Origin of the sequence: Luedemannella flava (assembly GCF_039528515.1) — a bacterium.
In the GTDB taxonomy this organism is placed as follows: Bacteria; Actinomycetota; Actinomycetes; order Mycobacteriales; family Micromonosporaceae; genus Luedemannella; species Luedemannella flava.
Map to the genome: position 1 here is coordinate 1 of NZ_BAAALT010000279.1, position 26,336 is coordinate 26,336.

Below are 26,336 nucleotides of genomic sequence, written 5' to 3' on the forward strand. Positions count from 1 at the left end.
GTGGGCGTGGGCGCGCGCGGCGGTCGGGGTCGGCATTCTCGGCCTGGTGGCGTGGCGGCTGGGCGCCGGTCCGTTCGTGGCCGCGGTGCGCGCCGTGGACGGGGTAGCGCTGGTCGCGGCCGTGAGCCTCGGCGCGGTCACGACCGTGTGCTGCGCGTGGCGGTGGCGGGCCATCGCCGCCGGCCTCGGCGTGACGTTGCCGTGGGCCGGCGCGGTCGCCGCGTACTACCGGTCGCAGTTCCTCAACGCGACGCTGCCCGGCGGGGTGGTCGGCGACGTGCACCGGGCGGTGCGCCACGGCCGCGACATCGGCGACGTGCGCCTCGGTGTGCGGGCTGTGGTGCTGGAACGGCTCGCCGCCCAGCCGGTGCACGTGGCCGTCGGCGTGGTCGTGCTGACCACGTTCCCGTCGCCGGTGCGCGGGTATATGCCGTGGGTGGCCGGCGGCGTCGTGGTCGCCGCGGCGGTCGCCGTCGCGTGGGGGTGGCGGCGCCCGACCCGGATCCCACGGTCGGCCTGGGCGCGGGCGCTGGCGGCGTCCACCGTGGTCGTGCTCGGGCACCTCGCCACCTTCGTCATCGCCGCCCGCGCGGTCGGGGCCACGGCACCGTTGACCCAGTTGCTGCCGCTCACGCTGCTGGCACTGCTCGCGATGGGCGTGCCGCTCAACATCGCCGGGTGGGGGCCCCGCGAGGGTGTGGCCGCGTGGGCGTTCGGGGCCGCCGGGCTCACCGCCGCGCAGGGCGTGGCGACGTCCGTGACGTACGGGGTCCTGACGCTGGTGGCGAGCCTGCCCGGGGCCGTCGTGCTGGCGGCGTGGTCGGTCAGGCGGGGAGGTGCGCGTGGGTGAACGTCCGTACGTGCTGCTCAGCTGCGGCATGTCCATCGACGGCTATCTGGACGACGCGTCCGAGCGGCGGCTGCTGCTGTCCAACGAGGCCGACTTCGACCGCGTGGACGGGGTGCGCGCCGGCTGCGACGCGATCCTCGTCGGCGCCACCACGATCCGCCGGGACAACCCGCGCCTGCTGGTGCGCTCGGCCGCCCGCCGCCGCGAGCGCACCGCGCGCGGCCTGCCCCCGTCGCCGATCAAGGTGACCGTGACCGGCCGGGCGTGCCTGGACCCCTGCGCGGCGTTCTTCGCCACGGGCGACGCCGAGAAGATCGTCTACTGCGCGTCCGGCGCGCTCCCGCTCGCCCGCGACCGGCTCGGCGAGGTGGCGACGGTGCTCGACGGCGGTCAGCCCGTCGACCTGCGCCGCCTGACCGAGGACCTGCACAAACGCGGCGTCGACCGGCTCATGGTCGAGGGCGGCGGGATGGTGCACACCCAGTTCCTGGCCGAGGACCTGGCCGACGAGCTGCACCTGGTGGTGGCGCCGCTGTTCGTGGGCGACTCCCGGGCCTGCCGCTTCGTCGGCGACGGCGCCTTCCCGTGGAACGCGGACCGGCGCGCGACGCTGGCCGACGTACGCCAGATCGGCGACGTGGTCCTGCTGCGGTACGCGCTGTCCGAGCGTTTCGGTGCCCAGTGAGAAGAGGAGCCCCGATGGATGACGCCACGGTCCGCAGCCAGGTCCGGATCCCGCTACGGCTGCCCGACGGGTACGCGACGACGGCCGACGTGTTCTCCTTCGCCGGCCTGGCCGACGCGGGCGAGCACGTCGCGTTCGGGCTCGGCGACTGGGCGGGCGCGCGGGCCCGCGCCGCCGCCGGCGGCCCGGCCCCGCTCGTGCGCCCGCACAGCGAGTGCCTCACCGGGGACGCGTTCGGCAGCCAGCGCTGCGACTGCGGCCCGCAGCTGCGCGAGGCGCTCGAGCGGATCGGGGCGACCGGCGGCTTCGTGCTGTACCTGCGCCAGGAGGGCCGGGGCATCGGCCTGTACGCCAAGCTGGAGGCGTACGCGTTGCAGGACGCGGGCCTGGACACCTACGAGGCGAACGTGGCGCTCGGTCACGGCGAGGACGAGCGCGACTACACGGTCGCGGCGCAGATGCTCCGTGCGCTCGGCGCCGACCGGGTGGCCCTGCTGACCAACAACCCCGACAAGGCCTCCCAGCTGGCCCGGCTCGGCGTGACGGTGGTGGAGAGCGTGCCGACCGGCGTGCACCTGTCCCCGGCCAACGGCCGTTATCTCGCCGCGAAGGTCCGCCGCTTCGCCCACACCCTGCACATCCCGGCGGCCCGCTGACGTGGCCCGCCGGCTAGTCCTGGACCAGGTCGTGGGCGACCCGCGTGCCGTGACGGCGGGCCGTGGCGAAGGCCCTGGACCATGCCCTGGGCGTGGTGCCGTAGATGTACTGACTGAACCATCCGCATTCGCACCGGGCCTGGAGGTACGGCCGTGGCTGGCGGTCGCCCGCAGGCGGATCGAACCGCCACACCTCAACAAGATCGTTGTTGTCGTGCACGATCGGCTGACTGGCACGGTGCTCCCACCAGGACACCGGCACAATGCTGAGGAACCCGAGAACCGCGAGGCCATCCGGCGTCTTGATCAGTCCTTGGGGCGCGCATGATCGAGACACTCGAACCCGCTGTCGTGGCCCGCCGGCTAGTCCTGGAACAGCTCCGGCACGACGTGCGAGCCGTGGCGGTGGGCGATCGCGAAGGCCTTCGACCGCGCGCCGGGCGTTGTCTCGTAGATGTGCTGGCCGCTCCATCCGCACTCGCACCGCGCCTCGAAATACGGCTTTCGCCGGCGGTCGCCCGCCGACGGCTCGACCCGCCACACCTCGACAAGATCGTCGGGGTCGTGCGTGATCGGCCGGTTGGCGCGGTGCTGCCACCAGAACAGCGCCACGATGCCGACGATGAAGAGGCCGGCGATGACCGTGAGGTAGGTCACGACGCCGACCTCTACGGCGGATGTCAGCTCGCCACGGCCCGGCTCGTACCCGCGCCGGCTGTGCGTGGCGATCAGCGCGAAGAAAACGGCGACGAGCCAGCCGATGACCATCCACGTCCGAACGGACGCCTGCTGTCGGCTCCCGCTGCGCCGTTGAGCGGCCATCGTGCCGAGCCAGGCGGCGGTGCACAGTGCCGCAATCGCGCCAGCAAACACCGGCTTCGTGTCCGTCGTTTCGACCGCCCGGCGCAGGCGCACGACATCGACGGCGATAATCCAGCTGATTGCGGCGACCGCACACCCGAGCAGGAGAACGAGGCGCCAAGGGAACGTGCGCTCCGAAGCGCCGCGGCTGCCCATCCGCCCGACCTCCCGTCGTCAGGACGTCACACGCTACCAGCGAAAACTCCATGATCGGATGCCTTGATCAGGTCTTGAGGCGCACATGATCGAGACACTCGGCCCCGGCGGCGCGCCGCCGACCGCCCGACCAACTGGGCGCGCGCGGACGGTGGTCGTGTCGGCTATCGCTGGAGTGATCGCGTTCGCGGCGCTCGTCGCGCCGCCGGACCTGCGCGACCTGTCGCCGCTGGTGTTGCTGCGGATTCCGGCGGAGGGCCTCGTCGGCGCCGGCCTGATCCTGGTGAGCGGGACGGCCGCGCGGCGCGGGCTCGCGGGCGCGTGCGGGACGCTGCTCGGCGCGCTGTTCGTGGTGCGGGTCCTGAACACCGGGTTCCTCGCGGCGTTCGGCCGGCCGTTCGACCCGCTCGGGGACTGGTCGTTCCTCGGGCCGGCGGTGGAGTTCCTGGCCCGGTCGGTGGGTCGGCCCGCCGCTGTCGCGGTCGCGATCGTCGCCGGCCTGCTCGCCCTGGCCCTGCCGGTGCTGCTCGCGTGGGCGGCGACGCGCCTGGCCCGCCACGCGACGGCGTACCGTGGGCGCGTCGGCCGGGCGCTCGCGGTGCTGGCGGTGTTGTGGCTGGCGTGCGCCGCGTTCGGGGTGCGGGTCGGGCCCGACCTGCCTGTCGCGTCGACCGAGGTCGCAGGCCTGGTCGGCGACCAGGCCGCGCGCGTGCGGGCGGGCCTGGCCGACCGGGCGGCGTTCGCCGCCGAGTCCAGGGTGGACGCCTACCGCGACGTGCCGGGCGCCGATCTGCTGACCGCGCTGCGGGGCAAGGACGTGATCGTGGCGTTCGTGGAGAGCTACGGCCGGGTGGCGCTCGACGACCCGGCGGTCACGAACGCGCTGGACGCGGGGACGGCGCGGCTGCGCGCGGCCGGGTTCGGGGCGCGCAGCGGGTACGTCACGTCGCCGACGTCCGGGGGCGGCAGCTGGCTGGCCCACGCGACCCTGCAATCGGGGCTGTGGGTCAACAACCAGCGCCGGTACGCCGACCTGATGGACACCGACCGGCTGACCCTGTCCGGCGCGTTCCGCCGCGCCGGCTGGCGCACGGTCGCCGTCGCGCCGGCCAACGGCGACTGGCCGGAGTCGGGGTTCTACGGCTTCGACCGGGTCTACAACAGCGGCGACCTGGGTTACGCGGGGCCCCGGTTCGCCTTCGACTCGATTCCGGACCAGTTCACGCTCGCGGCGTTCCACCGCGCCGAACGGGCGGCGACCGGTCGTCGACCGGTGATGGCCGAACTCGACCTGATCTCCAGCCACGCCCCGTGGTCGCCGGTGCCGCCGGTGCTGGACTGGGCGGCGCTCGGGGACGGTGCGGCGTACGCGGCGGCGGACGGGTCGCACGACATCCCGGAGTCGGTGCTGAGCCGCGACGGCGCCCGGGTGCGCGCCGACTACGCGCGCTCCGTCGCGTACTCGATGAATTGTCTGGTCGACTACGCGGCGCGGTACGGCGGACAGGACCTCGTCATGGTGTTGCTCGGCGACCATCAGCCGGCGCCGGTCGTGGCCGGCGACGGCGCCTCCCGCGACGCGCCGATCACCATCGTGGCCCGCGACCCCGCCGTGCTCGACCGGATCGCCCGCTGGGGCTGGGACGACGGCCTGCGACCCGGCCCGGGCGCGCCGGTGTGGCGCATGGACACGGTGCGCGACCGCGTCCTCGCGACCTTCCAATAGGGTGGGAAAATGCTCCCGTCCTACGAGATAACGCCAGGTAGCGGCGTCGCTCAGGCACAATTCGGCGAGGCGCACCGCGCGAGGCTGGGCGAGCCGGTCTCGTTCGAGCGGGTTCCGGGCTCGGGCCTCATCGACGCCTACGGTGACGTCACCCTGATGCTCTCCTACGGCGACGACGACCGCCTCACGGAGATCGAACCGGGCGGTGCGGACGCCGTCCTGAACGGAGTGCAGCTGCTGGACCGGCCACTCGGTGAGGTCCTCGACGACCTGCGGTCGGCGGGCCTCGCGCCCGAGTTCGTCGGTGACTGTGCTTTCGAGATCCGGGGTCTCGGGCTCTACCTGATCAGCCCGGCCCCGGAGGAAACGGACGTGCCCACGGAGAGCGGGTCGATCCGGCCGCTGACCGCAGCGTGACGGAGCAGGCCGCCCGCGCATTCAAGATCTCTGTTTCGTGTACCTGGGCTGCGGTTCTGTACACGAAACCGAGATCTTAGCGATGAAGGACTGCACGTTGGTGCGGAAGATAGCGATCTTGCTGCCGGCTAGCGGATCAGGCGGGCGTAGATGTCGCCGGAGCGGCCCAGGGGGCGGAAGTGCTCGTCGAGCAGGCGGGCCAGGGCTTCGGCGTCGAGCCACGAATCGCTCGCCAGCCGCATGGTCTCGACGGGGGAGTAGTTGTACTCGTACTCGCCGAGGCTGTTGACCAGGCTCAGCGCGGTGAGCGCCGCATCGTGGGCGGGGGGCAGGTACTCGAAGGACAGCGCGCGTAGCGGTCGGGTCAGGCCGCGCAGCACGTCCACCTCGAAACCCTCCACATCGATCTTGCAGAAGGCCGGCTCGCCGTGCGCCGCGATCAGGTCGTCGAGCGTCACCACCTCGACTTCGACCGCACTGTCCCAGCGCACGCGGGCGAAGCTCTTCTCGGTGGTCACCGATGCGATCCACGCCGGGGACATCGACGACACCGTCGGCGTCGCGGACGACAGCGCGAGCTGGGCGCGGCCGGGTTGGGCGCCCACGGCGACGGGTAGGAGGCGCACGCCCGCGTCGCGGCCGTGCAGCAGGCGCAGGACGCGCAGGCAGTCCGGCTGCGGCTCGACCGCGATCACCGTCGCGCCGAGCGACCGCCAGACGCGCACCCGGCTGCCGACGTGCGCGCCGATGTCGAAGCCCACGTCGCCCGGCTTGAGGAACCGACCGTAGAACCGGCGCAGCCGCCGGTGCCGGCCGGGGATGCCGCGGTACATCACGAGCGAACGCGCGATGCCCCACACCCGCCGTAGCATGTGGACGACCCTACCGCGTGGCCGCGGCGATCTGATCCATTTGGACTACGGGGGCCGCGTAGCGGCCCCGGATAGCCTATCTATCCAGTCGGAATTAGGAGGCGCGCGATGTTGACCCGTACGCGTGTGGCGCTGGCCACGGCGATCACCCTCGGCGCCCCATGGATCCAGACGGGGACGCGCCACGCGACGAACGGCCCCGCCGCGACTGCGGTGGGGCCGTTCGGCAGGGGTGCGGGCTACTCCGCGACGCGGAAGCCGCTCACCAGTGTGCGCAGGTCCGTCGCCATGGTGGCGAGAACGGTGGCCGAGCGCTCGGTGGCCGTCGCGCCGTCGGTGGTGGCCCGGGCGGCCTCGGTGAGGTCGTTGGCCGCGCCCGCGATGTCGGCCGCGCCGTTGGCGGCGCGGGTGCCGTTCTGACCCATCGAGCCGCTCGTCTCCAGCTGCTTCTCCACCGCCTGGGCGATGGTGAACTGGGCGTCGTTGACCTCGCCGATCACCGAGGTGATCTTGCCGATGGCCTCGACGACCTCGGCCGCCGAGCCCTGGATGGCGTCGATCTTCGTGCCGATCTCCTCGGTGGCGCTGGCGGTCGCCTTGGCGAGGTCCTTGACCTCGGCGGCCACCACGGCGAAGCCCTTGCCGGCGTCGCCCGCGCGGCTCGCCTCGATCGTCGCGTTGAGCGCCAGCAGGTTCGTCTGCTCGGCGATCGAGTTGATCAGGTTGACGACCTGCGTGATCTCGGCCGACGCCTGGTTGAGGCGGTCGATCGTGTCGCCCGTCGCGGCGGCGGTCTCCCGGCCGCTCTCGGCGATGCGCAGCGCGTGCGCCGTGTTCGAGGAGATGTCCTGGATCGACGCGGCCATCTCCTCGGTGCCGCCGGCGACCTGCTGCACCCGGTCGGCGACCTGGTCGATGCTGGTCGCGACCCGCTCGGCCTGCGTCGCGGCGTACTCGGCGTTGGTGTTCATGTCGCGGCTCACGGTGGACAGGTCCTCGGCGGCGGACGCGAGGTTCGAGGCGTTCTCGCCGATGGCCGAGACGAGGCCGCCGACGTGGCTGATGGCCGCGTTGTAGGCGGTGCCCATCTGGGCGATCTCGTCCTTGCCGGTGACCGCGACGCGCGAGGTCAGGTCACCGTCCGCGACGCGGGCCAGCGCGCCGCCGATCTGCGCCAGCCGGCGGGTGAACAGGCGGCTGATGTAGAGGGCGAAGCACACGCCGGCGACGAGCGCCACGATGGTGAGGCCGATGACCAGCTCGTCGAGGCCGTGGACGTCGTTGTAGCTCTCGGCCGCGGCCGCCTTCTGCAGGTCGATCAGCTTGCCCATGGCGGCGACCGACGCGGCGCCGAACGGCGTGGTGGTCTTGGCCCGCCAGTCGGCCGCCTCTTCCAGCTTGCCGGCGCCGTACAGCTCGAACCACTTCGGGCGGGCGCCACGGTAGTCGGTGAACGCCTTGTTCCACTCCTCGATGGCGGCCCGCTCCGCGGCCGTACGGTTGCCTGCGGCGTACTCGGCGATGGCGTTGTCGATCTTCTGGTACAGGCCCGGCTCGGCCTCGACGATGGCCTGGCGCTTCTCCGGCACGGCCATGAACTGCGGGAAGCCGTAGCGCAGCTCCCACAGTGCGGACTGCGCGGCGCCCAGGGTCACCGCGGCCTGGACGTTGTCGTGGTAGATGTCGCTGGCCTTGTCCTCCATGGTCGACGACGACAACCACCCGGTCGCCCCTACGCCGAGCAGGAGGGCGAGGACCACCCCGAACGCCCCGAGCAGCTTCATCCGGAGAGACATCGCGCCGACCACCTTCATCTGAGAACAACCTGTGTCGCTCTCCACATCGACGGCGCGTTACCAGCACGTAGCTTCTTTTCTGCTTGTGATCTGGATCACAGGCGCTTGTCAGTTCGCCTGTTGGTCCAGATGCTCGATCGCCCGGGCCACCTGGTCCTTGAGCGATTCCAGGGCCGCGCGCAGGTCGCCGGTGTCCTCCACCGACGAGACCTCCGAGAACGCCGCCGAGATCTCCGCCCGCCACGGTCTGTCGCCGCGCAGGATCGCCTGGTGCAGGGCCTGCGTCCGCGGCCCGGGCTCCACGCCCAGCTCCTCCACCAGCCGCTCGCGCAGCGCGCTGTAGCAGTCCAGCGCCTCCCAGCTGCGCCCGGCGAAGTGCAGCGCGCCCATGAGCGCCGCGGTCAGTGGCTCCACCGTGGCGTACTCGGCGACCAGCGGCCGCAGCGTGCTGATCACCTCCTCGTGCCGGCCCAGCCGCAGCTCCACCTGTGACCAGGCCACCGCCGCGTCCACGTGCTGGCGGCGCAGGCTCTCCCGCAGGCGGCCGACCCACTCGCCGGACAGCCCGGTCAGCGGGTCGCCGCGCCACAGCCGCATCGCCTCGCGCAGCAGCCGGGCGCGCTCCTCGTCGGCCAGCGCGATCGCCCGCGACCGGTCGACGAGCCGGTGGAAGCGGTGCATGTCGACCCGGTCCGGGTCGGCCCGGATGGCGTACCCGCCGGAGCGGCGCTCCAGCACGACCGGCACCCGGTCGGCGTCGGTGGCGTCGGCGAGGACCCGACGGATGCGGCTCACGTGCGCGTACACCACGTTGCGCGCCTCCGCCGGCGCGTGACCGTCCCAGACCCGGTCGATGATGGTCTCCGCCGAGACGGGCGTACCCAGGTTGACCGCGAGCGCCGCGAGCACCGCGCGCCGCTTCGCCGCGCCCAGATCGATGGAGCGTCCCTGCGACCACACCTCGACCGGTCCCAGAACCCGTACCTCGGTCATACGCCTCTTTCCGTCAGCCAGCTACGACGCCGTGACCTGGCGTAATCCAATGCGGTGGCAAGGATTGCGCAAGATTTTCAGCACATGGCATCGCCATCCTCCTATGAGGAACTTGCCGGTAACAAGCGGCAATACCGTCCGTAAACCCCAACTCACGGAGGGATCAACGAGTGCGGAAGCGAAGTCATCGGAGGGTCGTGCGGTGAGGCGTCGGACACTCCTCGTGGGGTCGGCCGTCGGCGCGACCGCGGTGGCCCTCGGCGCGGGCGCGGTCATCACCGCGGGCGCCGCGTCGGCGGACGAGACGACCGTCGAGCCCGCGTACGGCGCGGGTCTTTTCGACGTGGACCCCGACCAGGGGTCGATCAGTCAGGACCCGGGCGTCGCCGTCACCGGCATCGACGCCATGAGCGAAGACTGGGGGTTCTGACATGGGTACGGCGGCAGGGATGGTCGCGGCGATGCGCGCGCTGCTCGGCACCAGGGAGAGCCCGCCCGGCTCGAACCACAACTTCATCACCACCTGGTACGGCTTTGACGGCGCGTGGTGCGACATGACGGTCAGCTACGCCGCGAACCAGTCGGGCAACCTGGCGGCCTGCATGGGCAAGTTCGCCTGGACCGTCGCGCACGCGCAGGCGTTCAAGAACGCCGGCCGCTGGCACTACGGCCTCGGCGGCATCCGCTCCGGCGACATCGTCTTCTTCGACTGGTCCGGCGGCGGCTCCATCAGCGGCATCGACCACGTCGGCGTCGTGGAGGCCGTGAACAGCGACGGCTCCATCACCACCATCGAGGGCAACACCTCCGACATGTGCCTGCGCCGCCGGCGCAAGGCCTGCGTCGTCGGCTACGGCCGGCCCGCCTACAACGGCGCCGCGCCGCTGCCCTCCTCCGACGGCATGCTGCGCCGCGGCTCCACCGGCACCGCGGTGAGGACCCTGCAGACGAACCTCAACAAGGTGATGAAGTCGGGCCTCACGGTCGACGGCCAGTTCGGCCCGGCCACCGAGACGGCGCTCAAGGCGTTCCAGACGAGGTACAAGCTCGAGGTCGACGGCATCTACGGCCCGAAGACGGCCGCCATGATGAAGGCGGCCCTCGCCGGCGGGAGTGCCCCCATCCCGCCGCGGCCCCGCCCACCGACGGGCACCCTCAAGGTCGACGGCCAGTTCGGCCCGCTGACGTGCGCGGCCCTGCAGCGGTCCCTCAACAGCCACGGTGCCTCCCTCGCCGTGGACGGGGCCATGGGCCCCAACACCCGCAGAGCCCTGCAGAAGTACCTCGGGGTCTCGCAGGACGGCATCATCGGCCCGAACACCATCAGGGCGCTACAGCGCAAGGTGGGCGCGACGGCCGACGGCATCTGGGGCTCGGGCACCACGACCAAGCTCCAGCAGAAGCTCAACGCCGGCACGTTCTGACGCGGGCGACCGGATGGGTCGGCGTCCCCCCGCCGGCCCATCCGGGCTCACGCCCCGGTCAGCTCCGGCGACGCTGCGTGCCGGTGGCGGAAGTCGAGCGGCTCGGCGTCGCCGGCGTAGCCCCGGGGATCGTCGAAGCTGTGGGGCCGGCGGGCGTAGGTTTCCGGTTCGGTACGCCCACGTGGACTGCACTAGGGTGTGCCCGTGACTGCAGTGGCGGGGGAGACGCCCGGGTATGTGGGCCGGCGGCGCGGTCGCAGCGGCCTGCTGATGTCGTTCGTGGACGCCGGGGCCGTCGTGGCCGGCGCCGCGCGGCTGTGGTGGCGACACTGGCCCGTCCTGTTCGGCATCTACCTGCTCGGCCAGGCGGCCTCGGCGTGGCTGGTGCACCTCGCCGTGATCACGGCCCGCTGGAACGGCACCGCCGGCTACCTGGTCTATCTGTTGTCGCCGGTCGTTTTCATGATCAGTCTGGCGCTCATGCTGCTGGCGGTGCGGCGGTCACTGCCGCGGCTGGCCACGACCGGCCGGGCCACGGCACGCGACCTGGTGGGACACCTGACGAGCGTGCTCGTGCCGTTCCTGGCGATCTACACGAGTCTCGGCATGGCGCGCGACGAGTCGACCAACTACTACTACAAGGTGTTCGAGGACGAGGTCCTCGCCAACCCGGCCAGCATCACCGACCCCGGGTCGGTCGACATCATGCGCCACCTGCCGTTCACCGTCCGGTCCACGCTGGTGGCGGCGGTGCTCATCGTGTTCGTCCTGCGTTGGCTGCTGCCGAAGTGGCAGCTGTTCCGCGGCTGGATCCTCTTCAGCCTGGTGATGGGCTATCTCGAACTGCTCTGGCTCAGCCAGCTCTCCCAGGAGTGGGGCCCGGACAACGCGTGGTTGCACGAACGCGTGGCCGCCAAGTGGCTGGCGGACGCCTGGGCGGGCGCCGCGAACGGGCTGGGGCCGCTGCGCGACGTCGTCCTGTGGGTCGGCGACCAGCTCGGGAAGGCCGACGTGGTGCTGATCGCGCCGCTGGCCTGGCTCCTGCTGGGTGCCGTGGTCTACCGCCGGGAGGTGAACGTCTCGCTGGAGGTGGACGACAACAAGCCGCCGCCGCTGTGGCTGGACGAACTGCCCCGCCCGATGCGCTGGCTGGGCACGGGTATCCACCTCGACCTGCGCAACAGGTTCGGCCCGCTGGTCAACGGCGTGCGGATCATGGGACGCATCGGCCTGGTCACCACGCTGTTCTTCTGCCTGCTGTTCACCGCCGCGATGGCGTTGTCACAGGTGGCGTGGGAGGTGGAGCGCCTCATCATCGGGCCGAACGATGTCGGCACGCGGTGGATGCCGCTGTCCTACCCGCTCAGCACGATCAACAGCGCGATCTCGACGGTCGCCGTGATCTGCCTGATCGCGGCCGCCATCGACCGCATCCTGCTCATCGGCAACCGCGGCATCGTGGCCGAACCCGGCGCCCCGGCCGACCCCGGGCCGGTGGCGGCGGCGTCCGCGCCCGTCCCGGCGCCGACTCAGTCGGGTGCGGTCAGCCACAGGTAGCGGGGCAGTTCGGTGCCCACCGTCACCCGCAGGCCCTGCGGCAGCGCCGACGTGGCGAAGGTCGCGACGACCGTGAAGGGTCCGGTCTTCGGCGCGTCGAACGGGCGCAGGCAGCTCGCCCGGTCGACGTCGACCCCGTTGAGCTCCTGCGGGCTCGCCGAGAACACGCGGCCGCGGGCGTCCGCCACGGAGAAGTCGCATCCCTCCAGGTCGGCGTCCTCGGTCACGTCGACCTCGACCGTGGCCTGCCAGATCTGCATGGTGACAGGCGGCGTGTACGGCCGTCCCTCGTACGTTGTGAGTGCCGGGGCACGCTTCAGCGAGATGAGCCGGATGCGCCCACCGCCGAAGGACGCCCACTGTCCGCCGGCGACGTGGACCCGCTCGTTCGGCTTGGTGTTGTGCCACTTCCGGTACAACTCGGGCAGTTCGGGGCCGAGCGCCGTGACGAGGAGCGGCACGATGACGAGTAGGCCCCACCAGTTGCGCCGCCACCAGCCCGGCCCGGTGCTGGGCGGCGGCGCGGGCTGCCCCTGCGCCTGGGCAGCCAGGAAGCCGGGCGGCAGCACGAAGGCCGGCGGCGGGTCGGCGGGCGGCTGCCCGACGTGGGCCGGCGGAGCCGGGGCGTAGCCGGGCGGCGGCACGGTGTAGCCCGGGTAGCCGGGCGCACCGTGGGGGCCCGGCTGGGGCGGGTATCCCGGGTGGGTCGGGTAACCGGGCTGGGGATACCCGGGTGGCGGGGCGTGGCCGGGTCGGGGCGGATACGCGTACGGCTGCTGCGGGGCGGGATAGTCCGGTGGCGCCTGGTAGCCCGGCTGGCCGGGGTGCGGCTGCTGGGGCGCACTCATCCGAGCACCTTCGTCGGGGTCAGGGTGGCCTTCTTGTCGGCCGCCCAGCCGGTCACCGTCGCGGCGTCGACGGGGTCGAGCTTGAACGCGAGGATGTCCTCCATCCGGCGCTCGAACATGTTCTTCGCGAGCAGGACGGTCAGGCCGCCGCTCGGCGCGGCCCGGGGCACCTCGAAGGCGATCTCGCCCTCGACCCGGATGCCCGGCTGGAGGGTCCGACCTCCGCGAAGGTCCTGCTTCACCCGTTCGCTGGCCCAGTACACCCGCCCGGCCGCGTCGCGCAGTCCGGCGAAGCCGATGGCGACGGGCTCGTCCCGGCTGGCGGCGCGGACGGTCACGATGACCCAGACCCCGGTGCTGACGTGCGGGTTGCCGCCGCGCGGATCGATGATGGCGCCCGCGCCGCGCACCGACATCACGCCCGCGGTGAACGTGCGGGCGAGCGCCATGCTGCCCACCTCGGCACTGACCTCGTAGGGCCGCTCCCGGTCGCTCGCGGCGTTGTTGAACACCATGACGCGGTGGCCGACGTTGACCACCAGCAGCAGCGCGACGGCCCCCGCCAGCCACGACCCGACCCGCCCCAGCGTGCCTCTCATGTGTTGCGCCGGTCGAGGACGGGGACGGTGACGATGGCCCGGTCCTCCTCGTCGAGCCACTCCATGGACTCGTTGAAGGTGTTCATCCGGTAGGTCCTGCCGGTGACGAGCACGTCGACCTCGGTCGGCACGGCTGCCTTCGAGTCCTGCTCCCAACCGATGACGAGCTCCTCGGGCATGCCGGGGTGCGCCGCGTAGAAGACGGTCAGGTCGCTGCGGACCAGGACGCTGTCGGCGTCGTTGCGCAGCATGCCGTCCATGTCCGGGACGCCCGCCACGCCGCGCAGGTGGATCGCCGTGGCCGCGTCGTTGCGGCTCTCGTCGGCCGTGACCTCGACGGTGGCCAGGATGATGACCCACCGGTTGGCCTTGTTCGTCGCGTACAGCGGCGGTTGGTCCTTGAGCAGGCGCGCGCCGGTGATCGTGATTTTGTACGGACCGGCGTCGTACACCTGGTTCACCGCGAGGCGCTCGAGGCCGCGATCGGGGTGGACGTCGACGGCCTTCTTCATCCCTCCGAAGGGGACGGTCGCCAGGACGGCCAGCGCTCCCAGACCCGCGATCACCCGTTGCAGCGAGAACAGGTCGCGCAGCCCACCGTACGGCCCGACGCCGTAGACCGCGTCGTCGCCCTGCCCCCGGCCGATGCTGCTCGACACGAGCCGGGAGTCTACGAGACGCACCTGGAAGGTCGCCATCCGACCATCGCGTTCGGATAACGGCCGGCGTGGCGGTGATTACTGGAAAAGAGTGGAGATGTTAGGGTCCCGCGCGTGGAGGGGGTCGCCGAGGAGCTGGAGCGCCGCATCGACAAGCTGCGTGCGGCCGTTCGTCAGGCGATCATGGCGGGCGACCGGACCGCGGCGGCGGGCCTGCGGCGCGAGCTGCGCGAGGCCGAGCGGGCCTGGGACGAGGCGGTCGCCGGGCTCGCCCAGCAGGTCGTGCCGGCGCCGCGCGGTGCGGGCGCCCTGCTGCCCGTCCGCGAGCAGGTGCACCACGCGCTGACCCTGCTCTCCGTCCCGGCCGCGCCCCGGTTGATCGGCGAGGTGCACCGGGCGTTCTTCGCCGGCGACATCGTGGGCGCGCGCCTGACCAGCCTGCGTCGGGACGAGGAGCGCTCGTTCCGGCTCGCGCCGTACTCCCGTCCGTACTATCTGTGTGCCGTGCTCAGCGCCGACGTGCTCGCGCCGGCCCGCGGCCTGCTGGCGGTGTCGACCTGGCCGCTGGAGCGGCGGATCGTCGGGCCGCTCAGCCCCCGCGTCGACTTCCTGACCTGCGCCATCCGCGTGGCCGAGCACGTCGAGCGGCTGCCCGAGGCCGGCACGTCGGCGAGCCGGCTGCTGTGGCGCTTCGCCGCTAACATCCCGGGCCTGGGGATGGATCCCGGTGGCGCGGCGACGGCGGCGGCCGTCGCGGCGGCCCGCGCCGAGCTGGCGATCCACGCCGAGGCCGACCGCAGCCACCGCGCGGCGGGCGCCGCCCGCGCGACCGAACAGCTCGACGACGCCGGGAGGTTCTTCGGGACCCCACGGCAACGCGCCAACCTTCCCCGTACGGCGAGATCCGACCCCCGCGAAGGAGCATCATGAGCGACCTTGATGCCCGACTGGCGCGGTTGCGTGGCAGCGCGCAGCCGAAGCGGCACACCGCGCGCACCATCGCCGCGATGACCGCCAATCCCGGCTGCTCGCGCCGGGCCGTGCTGGACGCGGCCGGCGTGGACAAGGGGCGCCTCGCGACCCAGGTCGGCTTCCCGGCCCGGTTCGGCCAGTCGCGCTTCGCGATCACCCGCGGCAACGCGTTCGAGGCCCAGATCAAGGCCGACGGCTGCGCCGAGCTGCTCAGCCTGCTCCGCGAGAAGCTCGACCTGCCGCTGTCCGAGGTCGGCTACCAGGACCTGGAGAGCCTCGGGAACGAGAGCAACGCCGACCGGCACGCCCGCGCGCGGGAGGCCATCACCAACGCGGCCACCGAGGCCGGCACCCTGTTCGACCACCCGCTGCTGCGCATGGAGGTCGGCGGCCGGGCCGTCTACCTCGAGCCGGACCTCATCGCGTTCCGGCTGGCGGGCCGGTTCCACGTCGTCGAGATCAAGTCGTTCCCGGTGATCGACGGGCAGGCCGACCCCGCCAAGGTCGCCGCCGCCGCGATCCAGTCCGCCGTGTACGTGCTGGCCATGCGCACCATGCTGGAGGAGCAGGGCCTCGACCCGGCGACGGTGTCGCACGACATCGTGCTGGTGTGTCCGAAGGACTTCGCCAACTCGCCCGCCGTCACCCTCGTCGACGTGCGCAAACAGCTCACCGTCCTGCGCCGGCAGCTGTCCCGGATGGCGCGGATCGAAGAGCTGCTCGACCTGCTGCCGGACGACCTGACCGTCGACCCGCGCCCCGACGCCGACGGCGTGCCCACCGCGACGCCCGAGGAGCTGGGCGCGGCGCTGCACCGGGTGGACGCCCGCTACGCGCCCGAATGCCTGTCCCACTGCGAGATCGCGTACTTCTGCCGGCACGAGGCGCGCGGCGAGACGTCCGCCCTCGGCCGGGCCGTCCGCGAGGACCTGGGCGGGATCGAGTCGATCGACACGGCGCTCGCCCTGGCCCGGGAGACCCGGCGGCCGACGCCCGAACAGGAGGAGTCCGCCGCTCTGCTCCGCGCCGCCGCCCGCCTGCGCGCCGAGGTTTCAGCGTGACGACGCTGACTTCTCTGGCGCGGGCGATCGCGGCCGAGCGGGGGACGGCGCAGCGCATCACCACGGTGCGGCACGTGCACATCCACGAGCGGCCGCTGGTGCTCGTGCCGTTGACGCTCGCCGGCGAGGCGAACGCCCCGCTGGCCGCCATGGTCGGCACCGCGCGTGACGACGCGCGCCTGCTCGTCGTCGCCCAGCCGCGCAACCGCGACCAGCGGTTCGGCTTCGCCGCCGACCTGGCCGAGATCGTCCTCGACTACGTCGCCCTGTTCACCACGCAGGTCGAGCTGGTGGCGACCAACCGGGGCCGCGAGTCGCGCGCCCGGTACGCCGACGGGCCGCAGCTGATCGTGCCCAACCCGGCCGGGGCGGCGTTCGTGCGGATGTTCGGCCGGTCCACGCGGTTCCGCAAGACCGACGGGCAGTGGGCGGTGCCCATGACCGTACCCGTGCTCGGTCGGTGGTTGACCCACTTCGCCGAGCGTTACGACCATCCCGGGTCGGCCGCGCTGGTGGCGCTGACCAGCGCGCTGACCGCGCACTGGGCGACCGGGCAGTCCGCGCTCGAGGACGCGAACCTGGCCGCCCTCATGGGCTGGCTCGACCCGCCGGCGGGGATGACGGGCGCCGAGGCGGGCGAGGCGGCGGAGGACCCGCTGGCCTTCCCGCCGGCCGGTCCGGTGACCGACCCGACGTTCGACAACGAGGTGCTCGCCCCGCTCATCGACGCCTACACCGACAACCCGGGCGAGCCGGCGTTGGCCCGGCTGGTCGCGGCCGTGCGCGGGCAGATCGAGCCGACGTGGGACCTCGTCTGGCGGGGCGTCGAGCTGCTGCGCGCCCTGCCGCCGGGGGAGCGGGTGGCGGTGCGCTGGGGCGCGGACCGCGACGCGTACTCGTCGATGGTTCTGGGTCTGGCCGACGGGCGGCCGCCGCAGCCGAAGCGCGACGGCGCCGTCGCCGCCGCCGGGCGCCTCAACCGGATGGAGCGCGACCAGGCTACCTACGACGTGCAGCGGGCGTTCGACGACCCGCTGGTGCTCGCGGAGTACCGGCTGAGTGGGGAGGCGTTCGCCGGCGTGGTCACCGCCGCGCAGCCCGACCGGGTCGACACGAGCGGGCGGCGACGGGTGCTGCGCCCGCACGTCACGGTGCTCACCCAGGACCCGGTGCGGTTCACGCCGGGCATGGAGCTGACCTCGCCGGCCCGGCCGAGCCAGAAGGCCACCGTCGTGTCGGTGCACGCCGGCGCCGCGGACAAGGCCGAGGTGGTGCTGGAGCTGGCCGGCGGCATGGGCAGCTCGCTGCAGGCGCCGCCCGGCTCGGTGCCCGAGGTGGGCGAGCGGGTCTGCTACACGGCGTTCGGCGACGCGTACCAGCAGACGCCCGACTTCCCCGCGCGGGAGGACACGCCGTGGACGCACGGCGGCCCGCCGCGCGACTACGTGCCCACGGACGGCGACGCGGCGGAGGACTGGTCATGATCCTGGACGACGTGCTGGACGACCTCGGCTCCAACCGGGGCGTGGTGGTCGACTCGCCGCCCGGCGCCGGCAAGTCCACTCTGGTCACGGCCGCTGCCGGCCGGCTGGCGCGGGCCGGCGAGCGGGTCATGATCGTGGCGCAGACCAACGAGCAGGTCGACGATCTCATCGACCGGATCGCCGCGCACGCGCCGGCGGTGACGATCGGCCGGCTGTCGGCCGCCGGTTACGTGCCGAGCGCCCGGGTGCTGCACCCGACGGTCACCGTGGGGCAGAAGGTCGCCGAGCTGAACGGCCCCGTCGTCACGATCGCCACCGCCGCCAAGTGGGCCACGATCAAGGAGGGCTCCTGGCCGGTCGCGATCGTCGACGAGGCGTACCAGATGCGGTCGGACATGCTGCTGCGCGTCGCGCCCCGGTTCGAGCGCGCGCTGTTCGTCGGCGACCCCGGCCAGCTCGACCCGTTCTCGACTGTCGATATCGACAGGTGGACCGGATTGACGTGGGATCCGCTGCAGAGCGCCGTCGCTGTTCTCCTGCGGCACAACCCTGACCTGCCGGTTCACCGGCTGCCCGTGTCGTGGCGGCTGCCGACCACCGCCGCGCCGGTGGTCGCGGAGGCCTTCTATCCCTTCACGGGTTTCACGGCGGGTTCGTCGCCGACAGACCGGACTCTGGCTATCAATTCGGCACCTATCGACCAGCTGGACGACGTCCTGGCCATGGCCGCCAGCACCGGCTGGGCCCACTACGAGCTGCCGTCGCGGCACACGCTGCGCACCGACGCCGAGGCCGCCGCCGCGTGCGCCGCCCTCGCCACCCGCCTGCTGCGCCGCGGCGCGGTCGCGGTCTCCGAGCGCGAGCGCGACGGCGGCCCCGTCACGGCCGCCCGCACCGCGCGGGGCACCGCCCACCGCGACCAGGCCGCGGCGGTGCGTTCGTTCCTCGACCCCGCCGTCGGTGATGTCACCGTCGACACGGCCAACAGACTCCAGGGCCGCGAGTACGACCTGACGATCGTCCTGCACCCGCTCTCCGGCCGCCGCGACGCCACCGCGTTCCACCTGGAGTCCGGCCGGCTGTGCGTGCTCGCGTCCCGGCACCGCCAGGCGTGCGTCGTGGTGGGCCGGGCCGGCATCGCCGACCTGCTCGACGCGCACCCCTCCACCGAGCCCGTGCACCTCGACGTCCCGGTCCGGTTCCCGGACGGCTGGGAGGCCAACCAGGCCATCCTCGCCAAGCTCGCGGAGCACCGGATCGTGGCGGGCTAAAGCGGATCGTTCCGGCCGGCGATGTCTGTCACCATGGCGGCATGACGGTGGCGGGTACATCGGCCTACGCCGGGCGTACGGATCTCCCCGGGCGGGTGCGGGCGGCGCTGGACGCGGCGCTGGAAGCGGGATTCGACAACTCCTGCCTGCCCGAACAGGGCGCGCTGCTGAGGACCCTGGCCGCCGGCGTCGGCCCGGGCCTGATAGGGGAGACGGGCACGGGCGTCGGCGTCGGCCTCGCATGGCTCGCCAGCGGCGCGCATCCCGCCGCCCGACTCATCAGCATCGAGCGCGACCCGTCTTGGGCCGTCGCGGCCGCCGAGGTGTTCGCCGACGACCCGCGCGTCACGGTCCGCGCCGGTGAAGGCCGCAGCCTCGTCGAGTACGGGCCGTTCGACCTGCTTGTGCTCGACGGCGGCGGGCACGGCAAGGCGGGCGGTGAACCCGTGGAGCCGCGCCGGTGGCTGCGACCCGGGGGCCTGCTCGTGATCGACGACTTCACCCCGATGGCCGGCTGGCCGCCCACGCACCACGGCCGCCCCGACACCGAGCGCCTGTACTGGCTCGACCACCCCGACCTGCGCGCCGCCGAGATCCGCGTGACCCCCGCCTCGGCCACGATCGTCGCGACCTACGTCGGCACGCCCTGACGCTCGGCCGTTCCTTGTCGGACGCGGACCATCGCGGCGCCCACGAGCAGCCGTGCCACCGCCGGATCAGGCCATGGCGTCCGATGTGGACGGCGGTGGCGACGACCACGGCCCCGCCGAACAGCGTGGAGGTGTAGAACAGGACCCGCCACCACGGCTGGCCGGCGAACGCCTCCGTGCTGAGTGCCTCGACGCGCACGTCGCCCCGGTCGATTGCCGCATGCGTCACGATGTCCCACAGCCGGTGCGACACCGCGCCGAGCCAGGCGGACGCGACGGTCACCGACCAGCGATGATGGGCTGCGTCGAGCGCGCCGTAGTCGCGTAGCCGCAGCGCTCCTCCCGTCGGCAGGTGGACCGCGATCGCGGCCGCCGCGCGTCGGCACGACCGCGGCGGCGTGCGACGGAAAGGTCAACGGCATGCGGCGACGGTATCCAACGACAGGGGGCGAAGAATGGCAGCTCCGGGTCGCGGCACGCCGTGTTCGAACCGAGTACCTGTTCAGGCGGTCCGAGTCGGTGTGCAGATCGCTGCCTCCGGCACGGACGTGCCGTCAAGCGGGCGGCGGACACCGACCCAGGCCTTATGATTGCGGTGCTGAGCGGGAAACCGGGTTTCCGCCTAAAAGATCGCCATCTCGAGCCGAGAACCGTGGCCACGCTGCGGTTTCGCGCTCCGGATGCCGATCTTCCTGCCCGAACACCCGTCATGATCGCTGTCTGGAGGCGCGACACGTCTCAGGTGAGGCGGTAGAAGTCGGTGTAGTGGTTCGGGGAGAACCAGGTCGTGTCCGTTGAGGTGTTGACGACGATGCGGTACGCGTCGCGGGAGGCCCCCTCAGCGCGCGGATATACGTCGTACTCGTAGTAGGTGGCCCCGGCCGGCAGTTGGCCCTCGTAGTTGAAGAACTGGCCACCGGCGAAGTTGGACTGGCCGCCGCTCCACGGGTGCCAGCCACGGGTGGTCGGGTAGCCGTACCCGGCCCACTCGTCGTGCGCGGCGCGGGCGTCCGCGCAGCGCGGCATGTCGCAGGAGTCGTAGACGGTCGCGTACGCCGCGGTCTCGGCGACGGCCGGTCCCACGACGCCACCGAGCAATACCGCCAGGACCAGCGAGATCCTCATCAGAAATCGTGTCATTCCCGAAATATGACACACCCACTCACGACGTGCCGCAGGGGTGCCGCTTGCAGGTTTAGTCGCTACCTATAGGGCTCGTAGCGACTAAACCTGCAAGTCACGCGCCAATCCGTGATCCACTTCCGTGGGGCGCCGTGGACTCGTCGGGTGAAGGGGGATCGGCCCCGGGGGTTTTCGCGTTTGTCTGCGGGTGGCAAAACGGCTGCGGTAGAGTCCCGACGACCTTCCGGCCGCCACGTCCCTCGCGGCCACTCCCGACAGTGCTATGTGGAGCTGGACGTGACCGTTGTCCGTCGATGGTGCGCCGCGATCGGTGTGCTGGTGCTGCTCGCCGTCGCGGGTTGCGACAGCAGCGCGCCGAAGAGCAGCGAGCCGTTCGTCATCGGGTTCAGCGCGTGGCCGGGCTGGTTCCCGTGGCAGGTGGCCGCCGAGCAGAAGCTGTTCGACAAGCACGGTGTGACTGTCGAGATGCGGTACTACGACAACTACACCGACAGCCTCAAGGCGCTCGTCGACGGCGAGATCGACGCCAACAGCCAGACACTCAACGACACGCTGGTGTCGGTGGGTTCCGGGGCGCGTCAGACGATCGTGCTGGTCAACGACAACTCGACCGGCAACGACAAGATCATTGCCCGGTCCGGGATCGGCAGTGTCGCCGACCTCAAGGGCAAGCGGGTCGCGGTGGAGCAGGGCACAGTGGACCACTACCTGCTGCTGCTCGCGCTCGCCGAGGCGGGGCTGACGGCGAAGGACATCACGCTGATGCCGATGGCCACGGACAAGGCGGCCGAGGCGTTCGCCGCGGGGCAGGTCGACGCCGCCGGCGTGTTCGCGCCGTTCACGACGACCGCGCTGGCGCGGCGGGGCAGCCGCGCGATCGCCACGTCGGCCGAGTTCCCGGGCGCCATCCCCGACCACCTGGCCGTCCGGTCCGAGCTGGTCACGCGGCGGGCCGGCGACGTGCGGGCGATCGTGGACACGTGGTTCGAGACCCTGCGGTGGATGCGCGACAACGAGGCCGCCGCGGACACCATCCTGGCCCGGCGGGCCGGCGTCGACGTCGGGGCCTACCGGTCCTACGACGCCGGGACGACGTTGTTCACCCGTCAGCAGAACGTCGACGCCTTCACCCCGGGCACGACGCCGGCGCACCTCAACTACCAGGCGGCGCGCATCTGCGACTTCATGGTGGAGACCGGGCTCGTCGACGAGCGCCCCTCGTTGGACGGCCTGCTCGACGGCAGTTTCGTGGGCGCGGCATGACCAGGCGACGGCGCCGGTCCTCACGATCGTCCCGCGGTCAGGCTGAGTTCTGGTTTTCACGTCCGTAACAACGGCGGCCAGTCCGCGAAACACCCCACCCGTACTCGTTGACTGTTGCACGGCCCGGCGCGCGCCGATCATGACGCGCTCGGCCCTAATCGCGTAAGCGGAGGCGGCGTGACGGAGCCAACGGGCAGCGTGCGCACCGGCCGGCTGATGCTGGCCGTCGCGGCGCTCGCCGCACTGGTCCTGCCCATCGGGGTCGTGACCTCGGCGCACTGGTCGGCGACCGCCGCCGACGTGACCTTCGTGTCCGACGAACGCGACGCGGTCGCGTACGCCGGGCCGCTGACCACGCTGTTGGTCGCGCTGGTCGACGCGCGGCAGGCCGCGACGTTCGGCCGCACCCCCGACGCGGAGGCCGTGCGGTCCGCGGTGGCCGCGGTCGACGACATCAACAACCAGGTGGGTACGGACGTGGGCGCGCGGCAACGGTGGGCGGACCTGCCGGCCCAGATCGACACGGCGCTGGCGAGCCGGACGACCGGCGCCGCCGCGATGACCGCCTACGCCGGGCCGATCGGGCTGACCCGGGCGTTGCTCGGCGCCATCGCGGACGGGGCCCGGGTGGTGCGCGACCCCACGGTCGACGCCTACCACCTCGTGCACACCGCCCTGCTCGGCCTGCCCGACGCCCTCGTCAGCGGCGGCGAGCTGGCCGGCCTGGCCCGCGCGGTCCGCCCCGCGCCGCGGACCGACGCCGACGGGCAGCCGGACGCGGACGGGCAGTCGGACGCCGATGGACAGGAGGCCGCGGGCCCGGCCGTGACCGGCCTCGACGACCGGTACCCGGTGGCGGCCGACCGGCTCACCCAGGCCGGCGCCGCGATCCGCGACGGGCTGCGCTCGGGCACCGGCACGACGACCGGCGACACCATCGGCCTGGGCGTGCTCACCCCGCTCGACGCCTTTGTCGCGGCGGTGGACGCGCTGACCCGGACGGCCACCGCGCACGCGGCCACGGGCACGGGCGCCGCGGCGGTCGACAACGCGGCCCGGGCCCTGGTGCGCGCCGCGGCCGCGCTGGAGACGGCCGTGCTGTCCACCCTCGACGCCATGCTGGCCGACCGGGCCGGTGACCTGCAGCGCCAGCAGCAGATCCTGCTCGGGGCGGTGGCGCTCGCGGCCGTCGCGCTGGTGGGCGTACTCCTGCTGGGGTGGGTCGGGATGCGACGGCCCGCACCGGGCCCACGGAGCGACCACCCGGGCGGCCATGCCGACCCGCCCACGCCGCGCGGGCCCGCGGCGCCCGTGCGCGGCGGCGATCTCGTGGCGGCCGGGGTCACGCGGCCGTTCCCGGCGCCGGAGCCGGGCGGACCGCTGCCGCGCAGAGCGGGCGAGCGGCCGTGATCATCAACCGGCTGCGCGTGCGCGGCAAGCTGAACCTGCTCCTGCTGCTGCCCGTGGTCGCCGTGGTCCTCATCGCGGTGCCGTTCGTGTCGAGCCAGATCGGCAACGCCGCCTCGGCGGTCACCACCGCCGACGCGGCCAACAACGCGCGCCAGCTCGGCGCGCTCGTCTGGGACCTGCAGCGCGAGCGGCTGATCACCGCCGGCTACCTGGCCGCGCCCGGGGCCGACCCGGTCCGGCTGCGGCTGGCCCAGCAGACGACCAGCGACACGGTCGTGCGGCTGCGCGACGGTCTCGGCGCCACCGCCTCCGACGAGATGGTCGAGGCGCTCGCCCGGGTCGGGTCGCTCAACGAGATCCGGCAGGGCGCGCTGATGCGCGGCGCCTCGGTGGACAGCGTCGCGCGCACCTACCACGCGGTCATCGAGGCGATCATCGACGCGCTGCGCCTCGTGCCGCAGCGCACCAGCGACGCGGAGGGCACCCGGCAGCTCACCGCGCTCGACGCGCTGCTGCAGGCCAACGAGGAGAACGAACTGCGCGGCATGGCGCTCATCGCCGCCGCGGTCAGTCCCGGCACCGGTGTCGCGTTGCTGGACAACGCCACCGAACAGGCCGCCATGTTCACCGAGCGGTTCGTCGAACAGGCCGACGCGGAGCAGGCCGGCCTCGTCGTCCTCGTCGACCAGGGCGAGACCGCGCGGCAGGTCGACGACCTCGCCGAGCACCTGCCGGCCGCGACCGACCGACCGGCCGTGGGCCGGTTCGTGGCGGCGGCCCTGTCGTCCGTCAGCGCGCAGTCCGACCTACGGCGCATGGTGCAGGACCGGGTGACCCGGCAGATCGCCGACACGGCGGCCGCCCGCGCCGACGCCGCGACCGGGCTCGCCTGGGCGGTCGGGCTCGGCACCGCCGCCCTCGTCGCGGTCGCCGTCGGCCTGCTCGTCGCCGAGACCCGGTCGATCGCCACGCCGCTGCGCCGCCTGACCACCGCCGCCGCCACGGTCGCCGACCTCGCGCAGGCCGAACTCGTCCGGGTCAACGACGCCGAGGAGGCGGACGAGCAACCCCCGGCGGCCATCCCGATCGACGTCACGTCCGGCGACGAGCTGGGCGACCTGGCCACCGCGTTCAACCGGGTCCAGGCCGCCGCCGCGCAGCTCGTGGAGCGGCAGATCGTCACCCGGCGCAACGTCAGCGCGATGTTCACCAACGTCGCGCAACGCACGCGCAACCTCGTCGGCCAGCAGCTCGACGTCGTCGACCAGCTGGAACGCAACGAACAGGACCCCAAACTGCTCGGCCGGCTCTACCGGCTCGACCACCTGTCGACCCGGTTGCGGCGCAACGCCGAGAACCTCCTGGTCGTGGCCGGCACCAGCACCGACGCCCGGGTCATGGGCCCGACGCCGCTGGCCACCCTGCTCCGCGTGGCGCTCGCCGAGATCGAGGAGTTCCAGCGGGTCCGGTTCACCGAGCTCGACGACGTGACCGTCGCCGCCGGCCCCGCCTCCGACCTGGTGCTCGTCTTCGCCGAGCTGCTGGAGAACGCGGCCGTGTTCTCCCCGCCGGAGTCCGTCGTGGAGGTTTCCGCCCGGTTGGTCACTGACGGGCGCTGCCAGGTGAGCATCGCCGACCGCGGCATCGGCATGACGGCCGCCCGGATGGCGCAGGAGAACCGCCGCCTCGTCGAGCGCGAGCGCCTCGACATCGCCCCGACCAGCGTGCTCGGCCTGTTCGTGGTCGGCCGGCTCGCCAAGCGGCACGGGCTGGCCGTCACGCTGACCGCCACCGAGGGCGGCGGCACGACCGCGCACGTCACCCTGCCCCCGGCACTGTTCCAGGTCGGCCCCGGCGTCGGCGTGGAGCGCAGCGCGCCCCGTGCGATGTCCGCCATGGCGGCGGTGCCCGTCGCGCGGGGCGGTGCCCGGGACTTCCCGGCCGTCACCAGGAAAGCGGGCGGCGACCGGACATTCGTGGTCTCCGTTCCGGTCGGGGCGGGCGGGTTCGCCTGGTTCGGGCCGCCGAGCCGCGTCACCGGCGGGGGCACCGTGCGGGCCAGCGCGGTCGCGGACACGCCAGGTGCCCCGGTCAACGGCACGTCCCGCCCGGGCCTGAGCCGGCGGGTGCCCGGCGCTCAACTCCCCGGCGCGGCGGGCCGGTCGCGCGGCACCGCTGCCGCCATCCCACCGCAGGCCCCACCCGTGCACGACGCGGCCGCCGTCCGCGACCAGCTGGACGCGTTCCAGTCAACGTCGCCACCCGCGCCCCCGCAGACCGGCCCTGGTCCGACCGGAACCGGGTCACGGCGGTTGGCCCGTCGGGTGCCGGGCGCGAATCTGGCGCCCGGCCTGCGCGCCGGCACGGCCGGCGCCCCGGCCCCGGCAGTCGGGCGCCCACCGGTCGCCGGGCCCCGGCTGCGCGACCCCGACGCCGTCCGCGACGCGTTCGACTCCTACTCCGCCGGCGTGGCCCTGGGACAGGGTCACGCCGCCACCGAGCCCCCCAGTACCGACAGCGAGTCCCACCTCTGGAGGGAGAACCACGCATGACAACGCCGGCTACGGGCATCAGCGTCGATGCACAGAACTTCAACTGGTTGGTCAACCGGTTCGCCAACGACACGTCCGGGGTGCACGCGGCGATCGCGGTCTCCTCCGACGGGTTGCTCATCGCGATGTCCGCCGGACTGGACCGGGAGAACGCCGACCGGCTCGGCGCGATCAGCTCGGCGATGCTGAGCCTCGCGATCGGGGTGTCGGAGAGCTACCCGCTCGGCGACCCGGACCGGGTGGTGATCGAGCTGACGCAGGGCTACCTGCTCGTCACCACGATCAGCGCCGGGTGCGCGCTCGGCGCGCTGGCGTCGAAGCAGGCCAGCCTCGGCGCCGTCGCGTACGAGATGGCGGTGTTCGCGAACCGGGCCACCGAGGTGCTGACGCCGCGGCTCATCGAGGAGCTGCGGTACACCGTCGGCCAGTAA

General features: G+C 72.9%; 26 protein-coding genes and 1 pseudogene. 17 read left to right on the forward strand and 10 right to left on the reverse strand.

Translation table 11 applies throughout. The features are described 5' to 3' along the window. From ABD211_RS31040 to ABD211_RS31050, 3 genes are all read left to right on the forward strand, one after another. Positions 1 to 850 (forward strand): lysylphosphatidylglycerol synthase transmembrane domain-containing protein (locus tag ABD211_RS31040; RefSeq protein ID WP_344139570.1); only part of this gene is annotated, 850 nt, incomplete at its 5' end. Continuing rightward, positions 843 to 1,535 carry a RibD family protein gene (locus ABD211_RS31045; RefSeq protein WP_344139574.1) on the forward strand — a complete coding sequence of 231 codons (693 nt, stop codon included), beginning with the start codon at positions 843 to 845 and terminating at the stop codon, positions 1,533 to 1,535. The genes ABD211_RS31040 and ABD211_RS31045, both read left to right, overlap by 8 nt. Before the next feature lie 14 nt (positions 1,536 to 1,549). Then, positions 1,550 to 2,191 carry a GTP cyclohydrolase II gene (locus ABD211_RS31050; protein WP_344139577.1) on the forward strand — a complete coding sequence of 214 codons (642 nt, stop codon included), beginning with the start codon at positions 1,550 to 1,552 and terminating at the stop codon, positions 2,189 to 2,191. Between the two features lie 13 nt (positions 2,192 to 2,204). On the opposite strand, the gene ABD211_RS31055 is transcribed toward ABD211_RS31050, so the two are convergent. Next, on the reverse strand, positions 2,205 to 2,447 hold the full coding sequence (locus ABD211_RS31055) for a hypothetical protein (protein ID WP_344139580.1): 243 nt from the start codon (positions 2,445 to 2,447) through the stop codon (positions 2,205 to 2,207). A 107-nt stretch (positions 2,448 to 2,554) separates the two neighbouring features. Further along, positions 2,555 to 3,208 (reverse strand): hypothetical protein, encoded by a 654-nt coding sequence (locus ABD211_RS31060; protein WP_344139583.1) that lies wholly within the window; start codon positions 3,206 to 3,208, stop codon positions 2,555 to 2,557. A gap of 85 nt (positions 3,209 to 3,293) precedes the next feature. Between ABD211_RS31060 and ABD211_RS31065 the strand changes: the two genes are divergently transcribed. After that, a complete protein-coding gene (locus ABD211_RS31065; RefSeq protein WP_344139586.1) occupies positions 3,294 to 4,934 on the forward strand; it encodes an alkaline phosphatase family protein in 1,641 nt (546 codons plus the stop codon). Between the two features lie 9 nt (positions 4,935 to 4,943). After that, positions 4,944 to 5,351 carry a hypothetical protein gene (locus tag ABD211_RS31070; protein WP_344139589.1) on the forward strand — a complete coding sequence of 136 codons (408 nt, stop codon included), beginning with the start codon at positions 4,944 to 4,946 and terminating at the stop codon, positions 5,349 to 5,351. Positions 5,352 to 5,479: 128 nt separating this feature from the next. Here the strand turns inward: ABD211_RS31070 and ABD211_RS31075 are convergent, their stop codons facing one another. From ABD211_RS31075 to ABD211_RS31085, 3 genes are all read right to left on the reverse strand, one after another. Further along, positions 5,480 to 6,223 carry an FkbM family methyltransferase gene (locus ABD211_RS31075; RefSeq protein WP_344139592.1) on the reverse strand — a complete coding sequence of 248 codons (744 nt, stop codon included), beginning with the start codon at positions 6,221 to 6,223 and terminating at the stop codon, positions 5,480 to 5,482. 239 nt (positions 6,224 to 6,462) lie between these two features. Next, positions 6,463 to 8,019, reverse strand: a complete 1,557-nt coding sequence (locus tag ABD211_RS31080) for a methyl-accepting chemotaxis protein (RefSeq protein WP_344139595.1) — start codon at positions 8,017 to 8,019, stop codon at positions 6,463 to 6,465. Positions 8,020 to 8,127: 108 nt separating this feature from the next. Continuing rightward, complete coding sequence (locus tag ABD211_RS31085; protein WP_344139598.1) at positions 8,128 to 9,012, reverse strand: AfsR/SARP family transcriptional regulator; 885 nt, start codon at positions 9,010 to 9,012, stop codon at positions 8,128 to 8,130. A gap of 202 nt (positions 9,013 to 9,214) precedes the next feature. On the opposite strand from ABD211_RS31085, the gene ABD211_RS31090 reads away from it, so the two are divergent. From ABD211_RS31090 to ABD211_RS31100, 3 genes are all read left to right on the forward strand, one after another. Then, positions 9,215 to 9,442: a hypothetical protein gene (locus ABD211_RS31090; protein ID WP_344139601.1), complete on the forward strand. Its 228-nt coding sequence runs from the start codon at positions 9,215 to 9,217 to the stop codon at positions 9,440 to 9,442. Between the two features lies 1 nt (position 9,443). Beyond that, a complete protein-coding gene (locus tag ABD211_RS31095) occupies positions 9,444 to 10,436 on the forward strand; it encodes a peptidoglycan-binding protein (RefSeq protein WP_344139604.1) in 993 nt (330 codons plus the stop codon). Between the two features lie 204 nt (positions 10,437 to 10,640). Next, a complete protein-coding gene (locus ABD211_RS31100; protein WP_344139607.1) occupies positions 10,641 to 11,993 on the forward strand; it encodes a hypothetical protein in 1,353 nt (450 codons plus the stop codon). Here ABD211_RS31100 and ABD211_RS31105 read toward each other — a convergent pair. The 3 genes from ABD211_RS31105 to ABD211_RS31115 are packed head-to-tail and all read right to left on the reverse strand — an operon-like array spanning position 11,966 to position 14,099. Beyond that, a complete protein-coding gene (locus ABD211_RS31105; protein WP_344139610.1) occupies positions 11,966 to 12,841 on the reverse strand; it encodes a hypothetical protein in 876 nt (291 codons plus the stop codon). The genes ABD211_RS31100 and ABD211_RS31105 overlap by 28 nt on opposite strands. Next, complete coding sequence (locus tag ABD211_RS31110; protein WP_344139613.1) at positions 12,838 to 13,440, reverse strand: hypothetical protein; 603 nt, start codon at positions 13,438 to 13,440, stop codon at positions 12,838 to 12,840. Before ABD211_RS31110 ends, ABD211_RS31105 begins: the two co-directional genes overlap by 4 nt. Next, positions 13,437 to 14,099: a hypothetical protein gene (locus ABD211_RS31115; protein WP_344139617.1), complete on the reverse strand. Its 663-nt coding sequence runs from the start codon at positions 14,097 to 14,099 to the stop codon at positions 13,437 to 13,439. Before ABD211_RS31115 ends, ABD211_RS31110 begins: the two co-directional genes overlap by 4 nt. A 114-nt stretch (positions 14,100 to 14,213) precedes the next feature. On the opposite strand from ABD211_RS31115, the gene ABD211_RS31120 reads away from it, so the two are divergent. From ABD211_RS31120 to ABD211_RS31140, 5 genes are read left to right on the forward strand one after another with little or no spacing between them, the layout of a single operon-like run. Then, positions 14,214 to 15,029: a YfdX family protein gene (locus ABD211_RS31120; protein ID WP_344139620.1), complete on the forward strand. Its 816-nt coding sequence runs from the start codon at positions 14,214 to 14,216 to the stop codon at positions 15,027 to 15,029. Next, entirely contained in the window at positions 15,026 to 16,132 is a 1,107-nt protein-coding gene (locus tag ABD211_RS31125) for a hypothetical protein (protein ID WP_344139623.1), read from the forward strand. The genes ABD211_RS31120 and ABD211_RS31125 overlap by 4 nt, the downstream gene beginning before the upstream one ends. Then, complete coding sequence (locus ABD211_RS31130; RefSeq protein WP_344139626.1) at positions 16,129 to 17,616, forward strand: hypothetical protein; 1,488 nt, start codon at positions 16,129 to 16,131, stop codon at positions 17,614 to 17,616. The genes ABD211_RS31125 and ABD211_RS31130 overlap by 4 nt, the downstream gene beginning before the upstream one ends. After that, on the forward strand, positions 17,613 to 18,887 hold the full coding sequence (locus ABD211_RS31135; RefSeq protein ID WP_344139629.1) for an AAA family ATPase: 1,275 nt from the start codon (positions 17,613 to 17,615) through the stop codon (positions 18,885 to 18,887). The genes ABD211_RS31130 and ABD211_RS31135 overlap by 4 nt, the downstream gene beginning before the upstream one ends. A gap of 41 nt (positions 18,888 to 18,928) precedes the next feature. Next, positions 18,929 to 19,537, forward strand: coding sequence for an O-methyltransferase (locus ABD211_RS31140; RefSeq protein ID WP_344139632.1), 609 nt, complete (start codon positions 18,929 to 18,931; stop codon positions 19,535 to 19,537). An 85-nt stretch (positions 19,538 to 19,622) separates the two neighbouring features. Here the strand turns inward: ABD211_RS31140 and ABD211_RS33995 are convergent. Beyond that, positions 19,623 to 19,901 (reverse strand): annotated as a pseudogene (locus tag ABD211_RS33995) (DUF4184 family protein); the annotation flags it as partial. Positions 19,902 to 20,275: 374 nt separating this feature from the next. Further along, positions 20,276 to 20,662 carry a ribonuclease domain-containing protein gene (locus tag ABD211_RS31145; protein WP_344139635.1) on the reverse strand — a complete coding sequence of 129 codons (387 nt, stop codon included), beginning with the start codon at positions 20,660 to 20,662 and terminating at the stop codon, positions 20,276 to 20,278. Positions 20,663 to 20,956: 294 nt separating this feature from the next. Here ABD211_RS31145 and ABD211_RS31150 point away from each other — a divergent pair, with 294 nt between their 5' ends. The 4 genes from ABD211_RS31150 to ABD211_RS31165 all read left to right on the forward strand — a co-directional run bounded on the left by ABD211_RS31150 (position 20,957) and on the right by ABD211_RS31165 (position 26,336). Next, entirely contained in the window at positions 20,957 to 21,943 is a 987-nt protein-coding gene (locus ABD211_RS31150; protein WP_344139638.1) for an ABC transporter substrate-binding protein, read from the forward strand. A 177-nt stretch (positions 21,944 to 22,120) separates the two neighbouring features. Continuing rightward, positions 22,121 to 23,353 (forward strand): hypothetical protein, encoded by a 1,233-nt coding sequence (locus ABD211_RS31155; protein WP_344139641.1) that lies wholly within the window; start codon positions 22,121 to 22,123, stop codon positions 23,351 to 23,353. Next, positions 23,350 to 25,905 (forward strand): sensor histidine kinase, encoded by a 2,556-nt coding sequence (locus ABD211_RS31160; RefSeq protein ID WP_344139644.1) that lies wholly within the window; start codon positions 23,350 to 23,352, stop codon positions 25,903 to 25,905. Before ABD211_RS31155 ends, ABD211_RS31160 begins: the two co-directional genes overlap by 4 nt. Beyond that, positions 25,902 to 26,336: a roadblock/LC7 domain-containing protein gene (locus tag ABD211_RS31165; protein WP_344139647.1), complete on the forward strand. Its 435-nt coding sequence runs from the start codon at positions 25,902 to 25,904 to the stop codon at positions 26,334 to 26,336. Before ABD211_RS31160 ends, ABD211_RS31165 begins: the two co-directional genes overlap by 4 nt.

Excerpts from the sequence above, each read along its gene's own strand:
- ABD211_RS31075 (WP_344139592.1), bottom strand. The coding sequence starts at position 6,223 with ATGCTACGGCGGGTGTGGGGCATCGCGCGTTCGCTCGTGATGTACCGC.
- ABD211_RS31065 (WP_344139586.1), top strand. The coding sequence starts at position 3,294 with ATGATCGAGACACTCGGCCCCGGCGGCGCGCCGCCGACCGCCCGACCA.
- ABD211_RS31080 (WP_344139595.1), bottom strand. The coding sequence starts at position 8,019 with ATGTCTCTCCGGATGAAGCTGCTCGGGGCGTTCGGGGTGGTCCTCGCC.
- ABD211_RS31140 (WP_344139632.1), top strand. The coding sequence starts at position 18,929 with ATGACGGTGGCGGGTACATCGGCCTACGCCGGGCGTACGGATCTCCCC.
- ABD211_RS31125 (WP_344139623.1), top strand. The coding sequence starts at position 15,026 with ATGAGCGACCTTGATGCCCGACTGGCGCGGTTGCGTGGCAGCGCGCAG.
- ABD211_RS31060 (WP_344139583.1), bottom strand. The coding sequence starts at position 3,208 with ATGGGCAGCCGCGGCGCTTCGGAGCGCACGTTCCCTTGGCGCCTCGTT.
- ABD211_RS31050 (WP_344139577.1), top strand. The coding sequence starts at position 1,550 with ATGGATGACGCCACGGTCCGCAGCCAGGTCCGGATCCCGCTACGGCTG.
- ABD211_RS31070 (WP_344139589.1), top strand. The coding sequence starts at position 4,944 with ATGCTCCCGTCCTACGAGATAACGCCAGGTAGCGGCGTCGCTCAGGCA.
- ABD211_RS31105 (WP_344139610.1), bottom strand. The coding sequence starts at position 12,841 with ATGAGTGCGCCCCAGCAGCCGCACCCCGGCCAGCCGGGCTACCAGGCG.
- ABD211_RS31095 (WP_344139604.1), top strand. The coding sequence starts at position 9,444 with ATGGGTACGGCGGCAGGGATGGTCGCGGCGATGCGCGCGCTGCTCGGC.
- ABD211_RS31135 (WP_344139629.1), top strand. The coding sequence starts at position 17,613 with ATGATCCTGGACGACGTGCTGGACGACCTCGGCTCCAACCGGGGCGTG.
- ABD211_RS31110 (WP_344139613.1), bottom strand. The coding sequence starts at position 13,440 with ATGAGAGGCACGCTGGGGCGGGTCGGGTCGTGGCTGGCGGGGGCCGTC.
- ABD211_RS31165 (WP_344139647.1), top strand. The coding sequence starts at position 25,902 with ATGACAACGCCGGCTACGGGCATCAGCGTCGATGCACAGAACTTCAAC.
- ABD211_RS31145 (WP_344139635.1), bottom strand. The coding sequence starts at position 20,662 with ATGAGGATCTCGCTGGTCCTGGCGGTATTGCTCGGTGGCGTCGTGGGA.
- ABD211_RS31085 (WP_344139598.1), bottom strand. The coding sequence starts at position 9,012 with ATGACCGAGGTACGGGTTCTGGGACCGGTCGAGGTGTGGTCGCAGGGA.